The 16,838-nt window shown below is 67.2% G+C and carries 19 protein-coding genes; 8 read left to right on the top strand and 11 right to left on the bottom strand.

Annotated features, from left to right (window positions below):
* Positions 1–55: 55 nt before the first annotated feature.
* Both ald and ACSVDD_RS01520 read left to right on the top strand, forming a co-directional pair.
* Positions 56–1,174 carry an alanine dehydrogenase gene (gene ald, locus ACSVDD_RS01525; protein ID WP_448187524.1) on the top strand — a complete coding sequence of 373 codons (1,119 nt, stop codon included), beginning with the start codon at positions 56–58 and terminating at the stop codon, positions 1,172–1,174.
* 131 nt (positions 1,175–1,305) lie between these two features.
* Positions 1,306–1,641: a GYD domain-containing protein gene (locus ACSVDD_RS01520; RefSeq protein WP_448187523.1), complete on the top strand. Its 336-nt coding sequence runs from the start codon at positions 1,306–1,308 to the stop codon at positions 1,639–1,641.
* Between the two features lie 52 nt (positions 1,642–1,693).
* Here the strand turns inward: ACSVDD_RS01520 and ACSVDD_RS01515 are convergent, their stop codons facing one another.
* From ACSVDD_RS01515 to ACSVDD_RS01475, 9 genes are all read right to left on the bottom strand, one after another.
* Positions 1,694–2,668 carry a branched-chain amino acid ABC transporter permease gene (locus tag ACSVDD_RS01515; RefSeq protein WP_448187522.1) on the bottom strand — a complete coding sequence of 325 codons (975 nt, stop codon included), beginning with the start codon at positions 2,666–2,668 and terminating at the stop codon, positions 1,694–1,696.
* Positions 2,669–2,672: 4 nt separating this feature from the next.
* Positions 2,673–3,560, bottom strand: a complete 888-nt coding sequence (locus tag ACSVDD_RS01510; protein ID WP_448187521.1) for a branched-chain amino acid ABC transporter permease — start codon at positions 3,558–3,560, stop codon at positions 2,673–2,675.
* A 70-nt stretch (positions 3,561–3,630) separates the two neighbouring features.
* The gene (locus tag ACSVDD_RS01505; RefSeq protein ID WP_448187520.1) at positions 3,631–4,854 is read right to left on the bottom strand and encodes an ABC transporter substrate-binding protein; all 1,224 of its coding nucleotides are present in this window, start codon (positions 4,852–4,854) and stop codon (positions 3,631–3,633) included.
* A gap of 45 nt (positions 4,855–4,899) precedes the next feature.
* Complete coding sequence (locus tag ACSVDD_RS01500) at positions 4,900–5,604, bottom strand: ABC transporter ATP-binding protein (protein WP_448187519.1); 705 nt, start codon at positions 5,602–5,604, stop codon at positions 4,900–4,902.
* Positions 5,597–6,352 carry an ABC transporter ATP-binding protein gene (locus ACSVDD_RS01495; protein ID WP_448187518.1) on the bottom strand — a complete coding sequence of 252 codons (756 nt, stop codon included), beginning with the start codon at positions 6,350–6,352 and terminating at the stop codon, positions 5,597–5,599. Before ACSVDD_RS01495 ends, ACSVDD_RS01500 begins: the two co-directional genes overlap by 8 nt.
* 274 nt (positions 6,353–6,626) lie before the next feature.
* Positions 6,627–7,100 carry a MarR family winged helix-turn-helix transcriptional regulator gene (locus tag ACSVDD_RS01490; RefSeq protein WP_448187517.1) on the bottom strand — a complete coding sequence of 158 codons (474 nt, stop codon included), beginning with the start codon at positions 7,098–7,100 and terminating at the stop codon, positions 6,627–6,629.
* Positions 7,101–7,178: 78 nt separating this feature from the next.
* Complete coding sequence (gene mmsB / locus ACSVDD_RS01485; RefSeq protein ID WP_448187516.1) at positions 7,179–8,066, bottom strand: 3-hydroxyisobutyrate dehydrogenase; 888 nt, start codon at positions 8,064–8,066, stop codon at positions 7,179–7,181.
* A 137-nt stretch (positions 8,067–8,203) separates the two neighbouring features.
* Positions 8,204–9,274 carry an enoyl-CoA hydratase/isomerase family protein gene (locus tag ACSVDD_RS01480; protein ID WP_448187515.1) on the bottom strand — a complete coding sequence of 357 codons (1,071 nt, stop codon included), beginning with the start codon at positions 9,272–9,274 and terminating at the stop codon, positions 8,204–8,206.
* Between the two features lie 35 nt (positions 9,275–9,309).
* Positions 9,310–10,449: an isobutyryl-CoA dehydrogenase gene (locus tag ACSVDD_RS01475; RefSeq protein ID WP_448187514.1), complete on the bottom strand. Its 1,140-nt coding sequence runs from the start codon at positions 10,447–10,449 to the stop codon at positions 9,310–9,312.
* A gap of 149 nt (positions 10,450–10,598) precedes the next feature.
* On the opposite strand from ACSVDD_RS01475, the gene ACSVDD_RS01470 reads away from it, so the two are divergent.
* From ACSVDD_RS01470 to ACSVDD_RS01445, 6 genes are all read left to right on the top strand, one after another.
* On the top strand, positions 10,599–11,501 hold the full coding sequence (locus ACSVDD_RS01470) for a diacylglycerol/lipid kinase family protein (RefSeq protein ID WP_448187513.1): 903 nt from the start codon (positions 10,599–10,601) through the stop codon (positions 11,499–11,501).
* Positions 11,498–12,352 carry a metallophosphoesterase family protein gene (locus ACSVDD_RS01465; RefSeq protein ID WP_448187512.1) on the top strand — a complete coding sequence of 285 codons (855 nt, stop codon included), beginning with the start codon at positions 11,498–11,500 and terminating at the stop codon, positions 12,350–12,352. Before ACSVDD_RS01470 ends, ACSVDD_RS01465 begins: the two co-directional genes overlap by 4 nt.
* A gap of 60 nt (positions 12,353–12,412) precedes the next feature.
* The gene (gene hemB / locus ACSVDD_RS01460; RefSeq protein ID WP_448187511.1) at positions 12,413–13,423 is read left to right on the top strand and encodes a porphobilinogen synthase; all 1,011 of its coding nucleotides are present in this window, start codon (positions 12,413–12,415) and stop codon (positions 13,421–13,423) included.
* Between the two features lie 109 nt (positions 13,424–13,532).
* Positions 13,533–13,859 carry a hypothetical protein gene (locus tag ACSVDD_RS01455; protein WP_448187510.1) on the top strand — a complete coding sequence of 109 codons (327 nt, stop codon included), beginning with the start codon at positions 13,533–13,535 and terminating at the stop codon, positions 13,857–13,859.
* 88 nt (positions 13,860–13,947) lie between these two features.
* A complete protein-coding gene (locus tag ACSVDD_RS01450; RefSeq protein ID WP_448187509.1) occupies positions 13,948–14,496 on the top strand; it encodes a YbhB/YbcL family Raf kinase inhibitor-like protein in 549 nt (182 codons plus the stop codon).
* Positions 14,497–14,502: 6 nt separating this feature from the next.
* On the top strand, positions 14,503–15,357 hold the full coding sequence (locus tag ACSVDD_RS01445) for a helix-turn-helix transcriptional regulator (protein WP_448187508.1): 855 nt from the start codon (positions 14,503–14,505) through the stop codon (positions 15,355–15,357).
* 6 nt (positions 15,358–15,363) lie between these two features.
* On the opposite strand, the gene ACSVDD_RS01440 is transcribed toward ACSVDD_RS01445, so the two are convergent.
* Both ACSVDD_RS01440 and smpB read right to left on the bottom strand, forming a co-directional pair.
* Entirely contained in the window at positions 15,364–16,356 is a 993-nt protein-coding gene (locus tag ACSVDD_RS01440; RefSeq protein WP_448187507.1) for a class I SAM-dependent methyltransferase, read from the bottom strand.
* Positions 16,353–16,826, bottom strand: coding sequence for an SsrA-binding protein SmpB (smpB, locus tag ACSVDD_RS01435; protein WP_448187506.1), 474 nt, complete (start codon positions 16,824–16,826; stop codon positions 16,353–16,355). Before smpB ends, ACSVDD_RS01440 begins: the two co-directional genes overlap by 4 nt.
* Positions 16,827–16,838: the final 12 nt, after the last annotated feature.

Raw genomic sequence — 16,838 nt, 5'->3', positions numbered from 1 at the left:
GCGCGCCGCGTCAACCTACATGAAGGTGAGAGGCGGAACGCAGGGGAGACGTGCGATGCTGATCGGTGTGCCCAAGGAGATCAAGAACAACGAATTCCGGGTCGGGCTGACGCCTGCCTCCGTGCGCGAACTGGTCCACCACGGCCATGCCGTGCTGGTGCAGACCGGGGCCGGGCACGAGATCGGGCTGGAGGACGAACTCTACACGGCCGCGGGGGCGGAGATCGTGCCGGACGCCGCTAGCGTGTTCGGCCGCGCCGACATGATCGTCAAGGTCAAGGAGCCGCAACCGGCCGAGTGCCGCATGCTGCGCGAGGGGCAGGTGCTGTTCACCTACCTGCATCTGGCGCCCGATCCCGAGCAAACCAAACTGCTGATAGAGTCCGGAGCCATCGGCATCGCCTATGAGACGGTGACCGACGACCGCGGCGGCCTGCCCCTGCTGGCGCCCATGAGCGAGGTCGCCGGACGCATGGCGGTGCAGGCCGGCGCGCACTGCCTGGAGAAGATCCAGGGCGGTCGGGGCGTGCTGCTGGGCGGCGTGCCCGGCGTGCCGGCGGCCAAGGTGGTGGTGCTGGGCGGCGGTGTCGTGGGCACCAACGCCGCGCGCATGGCGATGGGGCTGGAGGCCAAGGTCGTGGTCATCGACCGCTCGCTGGCCCGGCTCAAGGAACTGGATCTGCAGTTCGGCGCCAAGTTGCAGACGCTGTACTCGACGGTGGACACCATCGAGGAGAACGTGCTGGACGCCGATCTGGTGATCGGCGCGGTGCTGCTGCCCGGCGCCGAAGCGCCCAAGCTGGTAACCCGCGACATGGTCGCGCGGATGAAGCGGGGGGCCGTGGTGGTGGACGTCGCCATCGACCAGGGCGGCTGCTTCGAAACCTCGCACCCGACCACGCACGCCGAGCCGACCTACGTGGTGGACGGCGTGGTGCACTATTGCGTGGCGAACATGCCCGGCGGCGTGGCGCGCACGTCCACCTTCGCGCTGAACAACGCCACCCTGCCCTTCGTCCTGGCGCTGGCCGATCATGGCTACCGGGCGGCGCTCGGACGGGACCGGCATTTGAGGAATGGGCTGAACGTGCACCGCGGCAAGATCACCTGCGAAGCGGTCTCCGAGGCGCAAGGACTGGATTACCAGACGGCAGAACAGGCGTTGGGTCTGTAAGGCAAGACGACGCCATCGGATGGGGTAAGGCTACGGCCCGAAGCGCCGGGCCGTAGCCGGATGCCTTGCCCCAGCCGGCGAGACCTTGTCGTATCCTTCCCGCTCGGCAGCGAAAATGGGAGGATCGAGCAATGGCTCACTACATGATCCAGTGGCGCTTTTCCGCCGACAACTTCCGCAGTCTTGTTGAAAATCCGGACTCACGGATCGACACGGTCCGTAAGGGAATGGAGCCGTTCGAGGGCAAGCTCCACCAATATTTCTTTGCCTTCGGTGAGCATGACGGGGTGATCATCTGCGAATTCCCCGACCACGAACGGTGCGTGGGCTTCCTGGCGATGGTGGCGGCCAAAGGCGGGGCAACCGCCTTCAAGACGACCCCGCTGATGACTCCGGAAGAAGGGATGCGCGCCTTCCAGCGCGCCGGCCGGACCGAAACGGCCTATCGCCCGGCCTTGACGAGTTGAGGTGAGACGCGGCGAGCGGCGCTGCCGAGGAGCACCGCTCGTCGCATGGCTTTCAGCTCCGCCGGGTGGCGAAATAGTGGATCACCTCGCCGACGATACCGCGGCGGAACAGCAGCACGCAGACGACGAAGATCGCGCCGATGACCACGGTGACCGGGAACTGCGTCGCCGCCAGATAATTCTCCAGCGTCACCACCAGCCCGGCGCCGACCAGCGGGCCGACCAGCGTGCCCATGCCGCCCAGGAGCGTCATCAGCACCACCTCGCCCGACATCTGCCACGTCACGTCGGTGAGGCTGGCAAGCTGGAACACCAGCGCCTTGGTGCCGCCCGCCAGACCGGCCAAAGCGGACGACAGCACGAAGGCGACCAGCTTGTACTGGTCGGTGCGGTAGCCCAGCGAGACGGCGCGCGGCTCGTTTTCGCGAATCGCCTTCAGCACCTGGCCGAACGGCGAATGCACGGTGCGCCAGATCACCGCGAAGCCGAAGACGAACACCGCCAGCACGAAGAAGTACATCGCCAAGGGCTGGTTCAGGTCGATAAAGCCGAACAGGTGACCGCGCGGCACCGCTTGGATGCCGTCCTCGCCGCCGGTGAACTTCAGCTGCAAGGCCAGGAAGAACACCATCTGCGACAGCGCCAGCGTGATCATGGCGAAGTAGATGCCCTGGCGGCGGATCGCCACCCAGCCGAACAGCAGGCCCAGCACAGCCGCCGTCGCCGTGCCGGCGAGGATCGCCAGTTCCGGCGGCCAGCCCCAGACCTTGGCGGCGTGCGCGCTGATGTAGGCGGCACCACCGAAGAACGCCGCGTGGCCGAAGCTCAAGAGGCCGGCGAAGCCGATCAGCAGGTTGAAGGCGCAGGCGAACAGCCCGAAGCACAGAACCTTCATCAAGAACACGGGGTACAGCACGAAGGGCGCGGCCACCAGCAGCGCCAGCACCGCCGCAGCGGCGATCCAGGGCACGGTGGGTGCTTCGTAGGCGGCGCCGGCTCGGGCGGTGGTGTGGGTGTCGGTCGCCATCTCTTTACCTCTCGCGCCCGAACAGGCCGGCGGGCTTCAGCAGGAGTACGATCGCCATCACGACGAAGATCACGATGTTGGAGGCCTCGGGGTAGAAGACCTTGGTCAGTCCTTCCAACAGGCCGAGGCCGAAGCCTGTGACGATGGCGCCCATGATGGACCCCATGCCGCCGATCACCACCACCGCGAAGACGATGATGATCAGGTTGGAGCCCATTAGCGGGTTCACCTGATAGATCGGCGCCGCCAGCACCCCGGCGATCCCGGCCAGCGCCACGCCGAACCCGTAGGTCAGCGTGATCATCACCGGCACGTTGATGCCGAATGCCTGCACCAGCACCGGGTTCTCGGTGGCGGCGCGCAGGTAGGCGCCGAGGCGCGTGCGCTCGATGAGGAACCACGTGGCGAGGCAGATCACCAGAGACGCCACCACCACCCAGGCCCGGTAGTTGGGCAGGAACATGAAGCCGAGATTCTGCCCGCCCTTCAGCGCGTCGGGGATCGGGTACGGCATGCCGCTCGACCCGTACCAATGCCGGAACATGCCCTCGATCATCAGCGCCAGCCCGAAGGTCAGCAGCAGCCCGTAGAGGTGGTCCAGCTTGTACAGCCGGCTCAGCATGGTCTTTTCCAACAGGATGCCAAAGGCGCCGACCATGAGCGGCGCCACCAGCAGCGCCGGCCAATAGCCGATGCCGGCCACGGTCAGCAACCACCACGCCGCGAACGCGCCCAGCATGTACAAGGCGCCGTGCGCGAAATTGATGACGTTCAGCATGCCGAAGATCACCGCCAGCCCGAGGCTGAGCAGCGCGTAGAACGAGCCGTTGATAAGCCCCAGCAGCAGCTGTCCAAACAGCGCCTGCGGCGGAATGCCGAACACCGTCGCCATCGCATCCCTTTCCCTGAAGTTTCTTGCCCATTCTCCCCCGGCCTCTTCGGCCGGGGGGCAGGGAGCGTCGTTATTGGCTGGCCGCGGTCAGCTTGCAGCCACTTTCCGCCAGCGTGAAGAAGGCCTCGTCGCCGGGGATGGTGCGCAGGATCTGGTAGTAGTCCCACGGCCCCTTGGACTCGGCCGGTTTCTTGACACGCGCCAGATACATGTCGTGCACCATGCGGCCGTTGGGCAGGATCTTGCCGTTCTTGGCAAACATGTCGTTGACCGGCATCTCCTTCATCTTCTTGGCCACGGTCGGGCCGTCGTCGGTTCCCACCGCCTCGATGGCCTTCAGGTAATGCCGTACGGCAGAGTAGGTGCCGGCCTGCACCATCGTCGGCATCTTGCCGGTCTTCTCCATGTACTTCTTCGACCAAGCGCGCTTCTCGTCATCCATGTCCCAGTAGAAGCCGGTCGTCAGCACCAGATCCTGTGCCACCGGCAGACCCAGCGCGTGCACGTCGGATAGGAACAGCAGCAACCCGGCGAGCTTCTGGCCGCCCTGGGTGATGCCGAATTCGGACGCCTGCTTGATGGAGTTGATGGTGTCGCCGCCGGCGTTCGCCAGCCCGATCACCTTGGCGCCGGAGCCCTGCGCCTGGAGCAGGAACGACGAGAAGTCGGCGGTGTTCAGCGGGTGCCGCACGGCACCCTTCACCGTGCCGCCGGCCTTCTTCACCTCGGCGGCGGTGTCCGCCTCCAGCTGGTGGCCGAAGGCGTAATCGGCGGTGAGGAAGAACCACGTGTCGCCGCCCTCCTTCACCATGGCGCGGCCGGTGCCGACGGCCAGGGCGCGGGTGTCGTAGGCCCAATGGAAGCCGGTCGGCGAGCAGGCATCGCCGGTCAGGCGCGAGGTCGCCGGGCCTTCCATGAGGAAGATGACCTTCTTCTCCTTGGCCACCTCCTGCACGGCCAGCGCCACGCCGGAGTTCGGCACGTCGACGATGACGTCGACACCCTCGGTATCGATCCACTGGCGGGCGATGTTGGAGCCGATGTCCGGCTTGTTCTGGTGATCGGCGGTGATGATCTCGATCGGCTTGCCGCCGACCTTGTTGCCCATCTCCTCCGCCGCCATGCGCGCAGCGACGGCCGAGCCCTCGCCGCCCAGGTCGGCGTAGAGACCGGAGCGGTCGTTCAGCACGCCGATCTTGACCTTGTCGCCGGAAATCTTGCCCTGCTGGGCGTAAGCATTGCCGGCGGTCAGCGCCAGCATGGCCGCGCCGGCCAAAAGAATGCGTCCCATCATCGTCCCTGCACTCCCCATATTTTTGTTGTGTTTGCTTGTGTGCCGTCAAACCCCCAACCGTTCGTGCAGCCGGTCCATGTTGGCTTCCAGCTGGTGGTTGGGAATCATGTCCACCACACGCCCGTCTTCCACCACGTAGTGACGGTCGGCGAGCGTGGCGGCGAAACGGAAGTTCTGCTCGACCAGCAGAATGGTGAAGCCCCGCTCCTTGAGCGTGCGGATCACCCGGCCGATCTGCTGGATGATGACCGGCGCCAAGCCCTCGGTCGGCTCGTCCAGCAGCAGCAGGCGCGCCCCCGTGCGCAGGATGCGGGCGATGGCGAGCATCTGCTGCTCGCCGCCCGACAGCCGCGTACCCTGGCTGTGCAGACGCTCCTTCAGGTTCGGGAACAACTCGAAGATCTCGGCGATGCTGAGGCCGCCCGGCTGCACCTGCGGCGGCAGCATCAGGTTCTCCTCGACGTCGAGGCTGGCGAAGATGCCGCGCTCCTCCGGCACGAAGCCGATGCCCTGGCGCGCGATGCGGAAGGGCGTCAGCCCAACCAGCTCCTTGCCCTCCAGCTTGATCGAGCCCTCGGCGCGCGGCACGATGCCCATGATGCAGCGCAGCGTCGTCGTCTTGCCCGCCCCGTTGCGGCCGAGCAGCGTCACCACCTCGCCCTGGGGGATCGACAGATCGACGCCATGCAGCACGTGCGACTCGCCGTAGTAGGCGTGCAGGTCTCTGATCTCCAGCATCGGCTCAGGCATGCCCGGTCCCCATGTAGGCTTCCATGACGCGCTGGTTCTTCGAGACATCCGAATACGGCCCCTCGGCCAGGATCTCGCCGCGCGCCAGGACGGTGATGCAGTCCGACAGTTCGGCCACCACCGAAAGGTTGTGCTCGACCATCAGGATGGTGCGGTTCGCGGAAACCCGGCGGACCAGCGCCGCGATGCGGGCGATGTCCTCATGACCCATGCCGGCCATCGGCTCATCGAGCAGCAGCATCTCCGGGTCGAGCGCCAGCGTGGTGGCGATCTCCAGCGCGCGCTTGCGGCCATAGGGCAGTTCGGCGGCCTGATGCTCGGCGTAGTCGGACAGGCCGACATCGTCCAGCAGTTCCAGCGCCCGCCCGTTCAGCCGGTCCAGCGTGCGTTCGGTCTTCCAGAAGTGGAAGGAGGTGCCGAGCGGCCGCTGCAAGGCGACGCGCACGTTCTCCAGCACGCTGAGGTGCGGGAAGACGGCGGAGATCTGGAACGAGCGCACCAGCCCGAGGCGCGCGACGTCCGCCGGCCGCACGCGGGTGATGTCGCGGCCCTGATACAGGATGGTTCCGTGCGTCGGCGACAGGAATTTCGTGAGCAGGTTGAAGGTGGTCGTCTTGCCGGCCCCGTTCGGGCCGATCAGCGCGTGGATGGTGCCGCGGCGAACTTGCAGGTTCACGTCCCGCACCGCTAGGAATCCGCGGAATTCCTTCGTCAGGCCGCGCGTTTCCAGGATCACGTCTCCCGGCATATCCCTCCCCTTTTCTCCGTCTGTCCGGCCGGCACGAAATCGGCAGGCGGCAGCGGCTTTGTTCTATAGTGCGATAATTTGCTACAGAAAGGGAGTCTGGAAAGGTCAAAAAATTGGTTAGGCCACCTGTCCGGTCACCGAAAAATCAAAAAGGCCGCCCGGAGGCGGCCCAGAGGCACGGTGGATGGCTCCCACACGCAGACGGCCCGAGGCGCCTTTGTGGCGCCGCGGGCCGCTTGCTCCAGGGGCGGGGACCGGAAACCGTGTCGATGCGTCAGGCGGCCGAAGTCATCGGAAAGCCGCTGTAGTCGAGCGACGCCGACCAGAAGCGCTCCAACTTGTGCAGCGTCTCGTTGGTCTTGTTCAGTTCCTCGTCCGAGAAGCCGGCTTTCTCCAGCGCGGTCAGATGCCGCTCGAACATGCGGCTGATCTTCTCGCGCAGGTCCAGCCCCTTCTCCGACAGGCGAACGCGCACCGAGCGGCGGTCGTGCGGCGAGCGTTCCTGTCCGAGATACCCGTTCTCGACCATCTTCTTCACGTTGTACGAGACATTCGAGCCAAGATAGTAGCCGCGGGCAGTCAATTCGCCGACGGTCATCTCGTCCTCGCCAATGTTGTACAGGATCAGGCTCTGGACGTTATTGATGTCCTGGATGCCAAGTCGATCCAGTTCGGTCTTAAGCACCTCGAGAAAGTGGCGGTGGAGCCTTTCGATCAAGAGGATGCTCTCGTAGTAGGGTTTGCGCACCGCGGTCTCCTTTGGCTCGTACCTGTAGACGGTCCCCGCCGGGGCCGTTTCCGGCACTGTTAAGACCAGATTAACCGATCATTCACCGGCAATCATCTTAATAATGCCCGAAAAGTCAACTCCGGCCCGTCCACCGTTGCAGAAAAGCGCGTAGAGCGAAGCCGCTTCCGCGCCGAGCGGAGTCGCGGCACCACTTTGCGAGGCGGCTTGCTGGGCAAGCCGCAGGTCCTTCAGCATCATCGCCGCCGTGAAGCCGGCCTGATAGTCCCGATTCGCCGGAGAGGTCGGCACCGGCCCCGGCACCGGGCAATAACTGGTCATCGACCAGCATTGACCCGAGGACTTGGAAGCAATGTCGAACAGCTTCTGCGCGTCCAGCCCCAGCGACTTGGCGAGCACGAAGGCTTCCGACACGGCGACCATCGAAATGCCGAGGATCATATTGTTGCAGATCTTGGCCGCTTGGCCCGTTCCGCTTGCACCGGCGTGCACGATGGTCTTGCCCATGCCCTGGAGAATCGGCTCGGCCCGCTGGAACGCCTCGTCCGCACCGCCGACCATGAAGGTCAGCGTGCCGCCCGTGGCGCCGCCGACGCCGCCCGACACCGGCGCGTCCACCATGGCGTGGCCGGCCTCGTCCGCGGCCTTCGCCACGGCGCGGGCGCTGTCCACATCGATGGTCGAGCAGTCGATCAGCAGCGCCCCCTTGCGCACCGCGGCCATGACGCCGCCCGAGCCTGTATAGACGTCGCGCACGTGCTGACCGGCGGGCAGCATGGTGACCACCACCTCGGCGTCCTTGGCCGCTTCGGCGGCGCTGGCCGCCACGGTCACGCCGGCCGCGCGGGCCTTGTCCAGGTTCTCCGCCATCATGTCGAAGCCGGCCACGCGGTGCCCGGCCTTGACCAGATTGGCGGCCATCGGGCCGCCCATGTTCCCCAACCCGATGAATGCGATGTTCGCCATGGTTTCCTCCCCTTGCCTTGTTCTTGTCCCATCCTTGGGACGACGCCAACCGCCGAGTTTGAGACAAGTCCCGCGGGGATTTCCCGTTAGTAACGGACAACACCGCGGAAAGTGCCCTCAATTCCGATGCGGAATTCTCAATTTGCAAATCTCAGGTCGCCGTGCGGCGGCTTCTGGAAATGACGTTCCACTTCCGCGTCCGACACCGCCTCGACCGTGTCCGGCGTCCAGCGCGGATTGCGGTCCTTGTCGACCAGCACCGAGCGGATGCCCTCGTAAAAATTGTCGTCACCGAGCATGGACTGGCTCAGCCGGTACTCCTGGACCATGCAGTCCTCGAAATCCAGCTTGGCGCCCCGGCGGATAGCCGCCAGCGTCACCTTGAGGCTGACCGGCGACATCTTCGCCAACGTCTCCTTGATGCCGCTCGCCCACTCCGTGCCCTCGGCGGAGAGATCCGCCAGGATGGCTTCGATGCGGTCGTGGCCGAAGCAGCGGTCGATCACCGCGCGGAGCGCCGCCAGCGGTGCGTCGCCAGGCGATTCGGCGTGCGCGGCGATGGTCGCCGAAACGGAGTCGTGGCTGCCGTCCGTGCGCGCCAGATCCTCGACCAGCGCATCGAGCCTGGCGCTCGGCACGTACGCGTCGATGACCCCGGCGTACATCAGGTCGGCCGCCTTCAGGCGCTCGCCGGTCAGGCCGAGGAACGGCCCGATCTGGCCGGGCTGGCGCGGCAGGAAGTAAGTGCCGCCCACGTCGGGGAAGATGCCGATGGCGGTCTCCGGCATGGCGTACAGCGTACGCTCGGTGCCGACGCGGTGCGAGCCGGGCTCGGAGATGCCGACGCCGCCGCCCATGGTGACGCCGTCCATCAGCGCCACGTACGGCTTGGGGTAACGCTTGATGAGGCGATTCAGGATGTATTCCTCACGGAAGAACTCCTGAATGATCGGGATTTGGCCCCGCCCCTCCTTGTCGTCCTTTCCGGCGAGGTAGAGCTTCATCACGTCGCCGCCGGCGCAGAACGCCTTCTCGCCGGCACCGCGGACGACGACCGCCTTGACCTCCGGGTCGGCGGCCCAGCGGCGCAGTTGCGGGTCGAACAGCTTGATCATGTCCAGCGTCAGCGCGTTGAGCGCCTTCGGCCGGTTGAGCGTGACGAGCCCCAGCGAGCCCTTGCGGTCGAACAGAATTTCGGCGTCGGTCATCGGTACCCGGTGGTTTGCGGTGACAAAGGAAAGCGTCAGTCGGCCAGCACGCGGCGGGCGACGATCAGGCGCATGATCTCGTTGGTGCCTTCGAGGATCTGGTGGACCCGCAGGTCGCGCAGGATGCGCTCGATGGGGTATTCCTTGATGTAGCCGTAGCCGCCGTGCAGTTGCAGCGCCTCGTTGGCCACGGTGAAGCCGGCGTCTGTGGCGAAGCGCTTGGCCATGGCGCAGTGCTGCGTCGCCTCCGGGTGGCCGGCGTCGAGCGACGAGGCCGCGCGGTGCACCATCAGGCGCGCCGCCTCCAGTTCGATCGCCATGTCGGCGAGGCGGAACTGCAGGGCCTGGAACTCGGCCAGCGTCTTGCCGAACTGCTTGCGCATCTTCATGTAATCGCGCGCCTGTTCCAGACAGAAACGCGCGCCGCCCAGCGAGCACGACGCGATGTTCAGACGCCCGCCGTCCAGCCCCTTCATGGCGATCTTGAAGCCGTCGCCCTCGGCACCGATGCGGTTGGCGACCGGCACCCGGCACTCCTCGAAGATCACCGCGGAGGTCGGCTGGCTGTTCCAGCCCAGCTTCTTTTCCTTCTTGCCGAATTTGAGGCCCGGCGTGCCCTTCTCGACGACGATGCAGGAGATGCCCTTCGGCCCCTCGCCGCCGGTGCGCACCATGCAGACGTAGACGTCCGAAGACCCGCCGCCGGAGATGAACGCCTTCTCGCCGTTCAGCACATAATGGTCGCCGTCGATCACCGCGCGGGTGCGCAGGCTGGCCGCGTCCGAACCGGCGCTGGGTTCGGTCAGGCAATAGCTGGCGAAGTGCTCCATGGTCATCAGCTTGGGCAGGAAGCGGGCGCGCTGGTCCGCGTTGCCGAATGTGTCGATCATCCACGCCGCCATGTTGTGGATGGAGATGTACGCCGCGGTGGAGGGGCAGGCCGCCGACAGCTCCTCGAAGATGAGCGACGCGTCGAGCCGGCCGAGCGCCGAGCCGCCATGCTCCTCCCCGCAATAGATGCCACCGAACCCGAGTTCGGCCGCGACGCGCAACGCCTCCACCGGGAAGATGCACGATTCGTCCCATTCGGCAGCGTATGGTGCCATGCGTTCCCGTGCGAAATCCCGCGCAACGTCCTGGAAGGCGCGCTGGTCCTCGCTCAATTCGAATTGCACGGTTATCCTCCCCAGGTGGGTTCATTCGATTTTCGACGATCTTAGAGGGTGCAGCGGCGCTGTCAAACCGGGCGTCGTCCGGTCTTGGGGGAACCTGCCCCGCGCGCCGCCCGTTGCGCCCCTGCCCTCACCATGGAGATGTCCGCACGATGAAGGTCGCCGTCGTCCTCAACCAATCCGCCGGCACTCTGATGGGCATGCCCATCGGGCAAGCCGAGGACGCGGTCCGCCACGCCTTTCAGCAGAACGGCGCGGAGGTGCAGGTCGTCGCGACGCAGGCAGCGGACTGCGGAAACGCCATCGAGCGGGCGGCGGCGTCGGATGCCGAGGTGCTGGTGGTCGGCGGCGGCGACGGGACGATCCTCACCGGCGCCAACGCGGCGATACGGGCCGGCAAGGTGTTGGGCGTGCTGCCGCTGGGCACCATGAATTTGCTGGCGCGCGACCTCAACACGCCCCTGGACTGGCCGGCGGCCGTGCAGGCGGTGGCGGCGGGCGCCGTCCGCCCCATCGATGTCGGCGAGGTGAACGGCGAAGTGTTCCTCAACGCCTCGGTGCTCGGCCTCTATCCGCGGATCATTCAGGAGCGCGAGCAGCACCAGCATCGCCTGGGCCTGCGCAAGTGGCCGGCGATGGCGCTGGCGATGAGCAAGGCGCTGCGCGACTTCCCGGTGCTGGACGTTTACGTGGATCTGGGCCAGGGCGCCCGGCGGGTGCGCACGCCGGTGCTGGCGGTGTCCAACAACCCCTACGCCGAGGGGTTCGGCCCGGTGCTGCGGCGCACGACGCTGGAGTCGGGCCGGTTCGGCGTCTATCTGGCGCGCCACCACGGGCCGTGGGGCATGCTGCGCCTGATCGCCCGCATGGGGCTGGGCAACTGGCAGTCCGACCAGGAGTTGGAGACGCTGAGCGCCACCACGCTGACCGTACACAGCCGCCGCCATCACCTGCGCGTCGCCAACGACGGCGAGGTGCGCCGCTTTACCCCGCCGCTGACCTACCGCATGCGGGCTGGCGGCTTGAAGATGCTGTTGCCCGGGGTTACGCCATGAGAACTCTTGCCCACATCTCCGACCTGCATTTCGGCCGTATCGACCCAGACGTGGTCGAGGGGCTGCTGGCCGACCTGATCGTCCACAAGCCGGATCTGGTGGTGATCTCCGGCGACCTCGTGCAGCGCGCCAAGGCGCGCTACTTCGCCGAGGCCCGCGCCTTTCTGGAGCGCCTGCCCTTCCCCTATGTGGTGGTGCCGGGCAACCACGACATTCCGGTCTACAACGTCCTGCACCGCTTCTTCGACCCGTACCGCAACTACAAGCGCTACATCAGCCGCGACTTCAGTCCGCTGCATGTCGATTCGGAAATCGCCGTGCTGGGGCTGAACACCGCGCGTTCGGTGATCCTCGACTTTTCGCACGGGCGCATCAACAAGGCGCAGATCCAGCGCGTCTGCGAGGTGTTCAAGGAGCTGCCGGACAGCGTCTTCAAGGTGCTGTTCACCCACCACCCCTTCCTGCCGCCGCCCGACGCACCGGAGACGCGGCTGGTGGATCGCCACAAACTGGCGCTGCCGGCGCTGGAGGACGCGGGCGTCGACCTGTTGCTGGCCGGGCATCTGCACAAGGCCTATTCCGGCGAGCTCGCGACGTTCCACACGCAGGTGGCGCGCTCGATCCTGGTAGCGCAGGCGTCCACCGCCACCTCGACCCGCACCCGCGACGAGGCGAACGCCTACAACCTCATCACCATCGACGCGTCGACCCTGTCGCTGGAGGTGCGCGCCTGGGATCGGGCCGGGTTCATCCACGCGGCGGCCTCCACTTACGCCAGGAGCGGGCACCGCTGGGTGCTTCAGGGGCGGGATTCGGGAATTCATCCCGAGATGATGACGCCTTCGCCTTGAGCCGCCGCGGGAAACGGGCGTAACATCGCCGCCTTCCGTTCCCAACGCCCGTACCCGACGATGACCACGCCCCACCGCTCCACCGGAGCCTTCCCGCGCACACGCATGCGCCGCAACCGATTCGACGGCTGGACCCGCCGTCTGGTGGCGGAGAACCGGCTGTCCACCGACGATCTGATCTGGCCGGTGTTCGTCATCGAGGGGCAGAACCGCCGCGAGCCGGTGGCCTCCATGCCCGGCGTCGAGCGCCTGACCATCGACTTGCTGACCGAGGCGGTGGCCGGCGCGCGCGACCTGGGCATCCCCTGCATCGCGCTGTTCCCAGTGGTGCCGAAGGAGAAGAAGTCCGAGGACGCCGCCGAGTCCCACAACCCCGAGAACCTGATGAACCGCACCATCCGCGCCATCAAGGCGCAGGTGCCGGACATCGGCATCCTCGGCGACGTGGCGCTCGACCCCTACACCAGCCACGGCCATGACGGGCTGATGGAAGACGGCCTGATCCTCAACGACGAGACGGTGGAGGTGCTGGCGCGTCAGGCGATCAGCCAAGCCGACGCCGGGGTGGACATCATCGCGCCGTCGGACATGATGGACGGCCGCATCGGCGTGCTGCGCGACCGGCTGGACAATCACGGTCACCAGTGGGTGCGCATCTGCTCCTACGCCGCCAAGTACGCGTCGGCCTATTACGGCCCGTTCCGCGACGCGGTGAACTCCGGCGGCTTCCTCAAGGGCGACAAGCGCACCTATCAGATGGACCCCGCCAACTCCGACGAGGCGTTGCGCGAAGTGGCGCTCGACCTTCAGGAGGGGGCCGACATGGTGATGGTGAAGCCGGGCCTGCCCTATCTCGACATCATCCAGCGGGTGAAGCAGAGCTTCGCGGTGCCGACCTTCGCCTACCACGTGTCGGGCGAGTACGCGATGCTCAAGGCGGCGGCGCAGAACGGCTGGCTGAACTACGACAACGCGCTGCTGGAGACGCTGATGTCCTTCAAGCGCGCTGGCACCGACGCCATCCTGACCTATGCGGCGCTGGAAGCGGCAAGGCTGTTGAAGCGGGGATAGCGGAGGCGGTCAAGAGAAGTCCCAGGCGACGTACGACCGATGCACGAGGTCCCCACCGGCGATTATCCCGCAATACTGCGCGGGATTGTCGCTGGGGAGGATTTTCGCCATGAAAGCACCGGTTCTCGTGGCCGGGGCACTTGCCTTGGCCTTGGCGGGATGCGGAAGCGCCGGTCTGTCCGACCAGCCCGGAACATCCGGCTCCACCGGTGCTGCCGGGGCGCCGTCTGGCTCGGCCGACCTGTCCTGGCCGCAGCTCGGCCCCGGTCAGCGCCTGGCTCTGCGGCAAGGCTGCCGGGCGTTGCACGGCCGGAATTTCACCAAGTACAACCAGTGCGTCGCCGGCAACAACGGCAGCCAGCAAGCCCTGGAGCAGGGCTGCGCCCAACGCTATGCCGGCAACCCGGAGATGATCCGCAACTGCCAGAGCATGTGAACGTTTCAGGCTCCTGTCAGAGCGATGCGGGTTCACGCCACACTCGCGCCGACGCTAGCATGAGGCCATATTCCTTGGAGGAGGCATCATGCGTACGATCATCACCGCCCTGGCGGCATTCGCGCTGTTGGGCACTGCGTCGGCCGAAGCGTTCGACCTCACCAGCCCCGACGTCGCGCCCAACGCCACGATCTCGAACAAGCAGGTCTTCAACGGATTCGGGTGCACCGGCGGCAACGTGTCGCCAGCGCTCGCCTGGAAGGACGCGCCGGCCGGAACCCGCAGCTTCGCGGTGACCGTCTACGACCCCGACGCGCCGACCGGCAGCGGCTGGTGGCATTGGGTGGTGTTCAACCTGCCCGCCTCGACCACCAGCCTGCCGGCCGGTGCCGGCGACCCGGTCAAGCCGGCGCTTCCGGCCGGCGCGGTGCAAAGCCGCACCGATTTCGGCGGTCCCGGCTACGGTGGCCCCTGCCCGCCCCAGGGCGACAAGCCGCACCGCTACGTCTTCACCGTGCACGCGATGAAATTGGACACGCTGCCGCTCGATCGGAACGCCAGCGGGGCCATGGTGGGCTTCTTCCTTGGCGCCAACGCGCTGGGGAAGGCCTCGTTCACCGCGACGTACGGACGCTGAGCACCGATGACTGCCGACTTCCTGAAGCGCCTGATGGTCTATGTCGGGCACGACCGTCGCCCGACCGACCCGCTGCCGCCGACCCGCCCGGCGCTGTGGAGCTTCGTGTGCCGCGACCGCGAGCGCCTGGCCCCGGTGCACATCCAAAGCACGGTGCTGATCGTCGTGATCGAGGGCGTCAAGGAGGTCACCGACGGGCGCGGCACGCACCGCTTCACCAAGGGGTCGGCGCTGCTGTTCACCCCTGGCTGGTCGGGCACGGTGGTCAACGAGCCGGACCCGGCCTGCGGCGCCTACCGCGCGCTAGTACTGGACTTCTCCGCCGAGCTGGTGCGGCGCCTGTTGCGCGCCCACCCGCCCAGCGCGGAGACCGCCCACCCCAAGCGAGACCTGCGCGTCGCGTTCACGCCGGCCCTGGCCGAAGCGATGCTGCACGCCGCCGCCGGGCTCACCGCCGGGCTGGCACCACGCCTCGTCGAGCACCGCTGCATGGAGGTGCTGCTGGCTCTGCTGGACGAGGGTGTCTGGTGGCTCGGCCGCGGCATCCCCGGCAGCACGGCCGAGGCGGTCCGCCAACTGGTCCGCGCACACCCGGACCGCCCGTGGACCGCCGCCGATCTGGCGGGCGAGATCGGCACCAGCGTCGGCACCCTGCGCCGCCGCCTTTCCAAGGAAGGTGTCGCCCTGCGCACTCTGCTCGCCGAGGAGCGCGTCGCCCACGCCCGGCACCTGCTGGAAGCGGAAGGATTGTCCGTGCAGCAGGCCGCCGAGGCCTGCGGCTACACCTCGCGCTCGCACTTCGCCCGGCGGGTGCGCACGGCGACCGGGGCCAATCCGTCAGCGTTGCGGCAAGCGCCGTAGAGATCGTTAGGGCATTCCCCGCCACACCTGATACTGCGGCGTCTCCGCCAGCATCTCGGTGTTGCGCAGCGCGGCGGCGAACAGTTTGCCGACCCCGGCCGTGCGCTGCACGACGGCGACCAACGCGCCCCGCGGCTTGAGGCGGTCCTTGGCGCCGTGGATCAGGGCGTCGAGCGCGCCGAAATCCTCCTCCTTGCCGCGGTGAAGCGGCGGGTTGGAGAGGATCAGGTCGAAGTCCCGCCTGGCCTTCACCGCCGACCAGCCGTCGCTGAGCACACACGTCGCGTCGGGCATGTTCTGCCGGGCGGCGTGCAGCGCCACGCTGTCCATGTCCAGCAGCGTCAGTTTGACCTCCGGCACGAGCCGGCGCACGGCGTGCGCGATCACCCCGGCGCCACAGCCGAAGTCGAGCACCGACTGGTCCGCCCAGATCTTCGGCAGCGCGTCGAGCAGCAACGCCGTGCCGGGATCGAGCCGGCCGTGCGCGAAGAGGCCGGGATAGGAAACCAGCTCGGCATCGCCGACGCTCACCACCTCCCGCCAGTCCTCCAGGGCGCCGCGGGCCGGGGAGTCGGTGCGGCGCATCTCCAGCACGCGGGCGCGGCGCTTGATCGCCAGCGTCTCGGGCTCGGCGAACAGGCCCTCCAGGCGCTTGGGTACCGAGGTGATGCCCTCGTCGTTGCCGCCGTAGACCCACAACGGCGCGCCGGGCGGAAGCTGCGCCGCCACCGCGTGCAGCGTCATGGCGAAGGCGCCCCAGCCGCGGGGCTGGCGCAGCACCGCGCCCTCGAAGGTCCCGGCGGTCGGCCAGGGCTGCGCGGGGCGGCCATCGTAGGCGTAACGATTCCACACGGTGCCGCCGGCCGCCTGCTCGACGGCGCCGTCGGGGTCGCCGCACACCAGGACGTTGGCCGGCACGCGGCCCTCCAGGGCCTTGGCGGCGACCCCGGCAATGTCCGCCTCGCGGGAATCGGCGCGCTGGGCGAGGCGCTTGCTCATCCCTTGTCCCGCATCAGGCGGGCCTTGTCGCGTTGCCACGAGCGGTCCTTCTCCGTCTGGCGCTTGTCCACCTTCTTCTTGCCGGTGGCGAGACCAAGCTCGACCTTGGCGATGCCGCGGTCGTTGAAATACACCGACATGGGGATGATGGTGGCGCCCTTGGTCTTCAGCGCCATCATCAGCTTGTTCAGCTCGCGCCGGTGCAGCAGCAGCTTGCGCGGGCGCCGGATCTCGTGCTGGAGCCAGCGCCCGGCCTGGAGGTATTCCGGGATGTGGGCGTTGAACAGGAACAGGTCGCCCTTCGAGATCCCGGCGTAGGCCTCGTTGATGCTCGCCTTGCCCGTGCGCAGGGACTTCACCTCGGTGCCGGTCAGCATCAGACCGGCCTCGAGGGTTTCGTCGATGAAGTAATCGAAGCGGGCACGGCGGTTCTGTGCCGCCAGTTTTCGCGCTTCTTCGCGGGCAGCCACATCAGCCTCCGA

It is taken from the genome of Azospirillum terrae, from assembly GCF_053470425.1.
Note: the sequence above shows the minus strand (reverse complement) of the source record. Positions and strands in the feature narration are given on the sequence as shown.

Coding starts and splice junctions, on each gene's coding strand:
- ald (WP_448187524.1), top strand. CDS start 56: ATGCTGATCGGTGTGCCCAAGGAGATCAAGAACAACGAATTCCGGGTC.
- ACSVDD_RS01520 (WP_448187523.1), top strand. CDS start 1,306: ATGGCTCACTACATGATCCAGTGGCGCTTTTCCGCCGACAACTTCCGC.
- ACSVDD_RS01515 (WP_448187522.1), bottom strand. CDS start 2,668: ATGGCGACCGACACCCACACCACCGCCCGAGCCGGCGCCGCCTACGAA.
- ACSVDD_RS01510 (WP_448187521.1), bottom strand. CDS start 3,560: ATGGCGACGGTGTTCGGCATTCCGCCGCAGGCGCTGTTTGGACAGCTG.
- ACSVDD_RS01505 (WP_448187520.1), bottom strand. CDS start 4,854: ATGATGGGACGCATTCTTTTGGCCGGCGCGGCCATGCTGGCGCTGACC.
- ACSVDD_RS01500 (WP_448187519.1), bottom strand. CDS start 5,604: ATGCCTGAGCCGATGCTGGAGATCAGAGACCTGCACGCCTACTACGGC.
- ACSVDD_RS01495 (WP_448187518.1), bottom strand. CDS start 6,352: ATGCCGGGAGACGTGATCCTGGAAACGCGCGGCCTGACGAAGGAATTC.
- mmsB (WP_448187516.1), bottom strand. CDS start 8,066: ATGGCGAACATCGCATTCATCGGGTTGGGGAACATGGGCGGCCCGATG.
- ACSVDD_RS01480 (WP_448187515.1), bottom strand. CDS start 9,274: ATGACCGACGCCGAAATTCTGTTCGACCGCAAGGGCTCGCTGGGGCTC.
- ACSVDD_RS01470 (WP_448187513.1), top strand. CDS start 10,599: ATGAAGGTCGCCGTCGTCCTCAACCAATCCGCCGGCACTCTGATGGGC.
- ACSVDD_RS01465 (WP_448187512.1), top strand. CDS start 11,498: ATGAGAACTCTTGCCCACATCTCCGACCTGCATTTCGGCCGTATCGAC.
- hemB (WP_448187511.1), top strand. CDS start 12,413: ATGACCACGCCCCACCGCTCCACCGGAGCCTTCCCGCGCACACGCATG.
- ACSVDD_RS01455 (WP_448187510.1), top strand. CDS start 13,533: ATGAAAGCACCGGTTCTCGTGGCCGGGGCACTTGCCTTGGCCTTGGCG.
- ACSVDD_RS01450 (WP_448187509.1), top strand. CDS start 13,948: ATGCGTACGATCATCACCGCCCTGGCGGCATTCGCGCTGTTGGGCACT.
- ACSVDD_RS01445 (WP_448187508.1), top strand. CDS start 14,503: ATGACTGCCGACTTCCTGAAGCGCCTGATGGTCTATGTCGGGCACGAC.
- ACSVDD_RS01440 (WP_448187507.1), bottom strand. CDS start 16,356: ATGAGCAAGCGCCTCGCCCAGCGCGCCGATTCCCGCGAGGCGGACATT.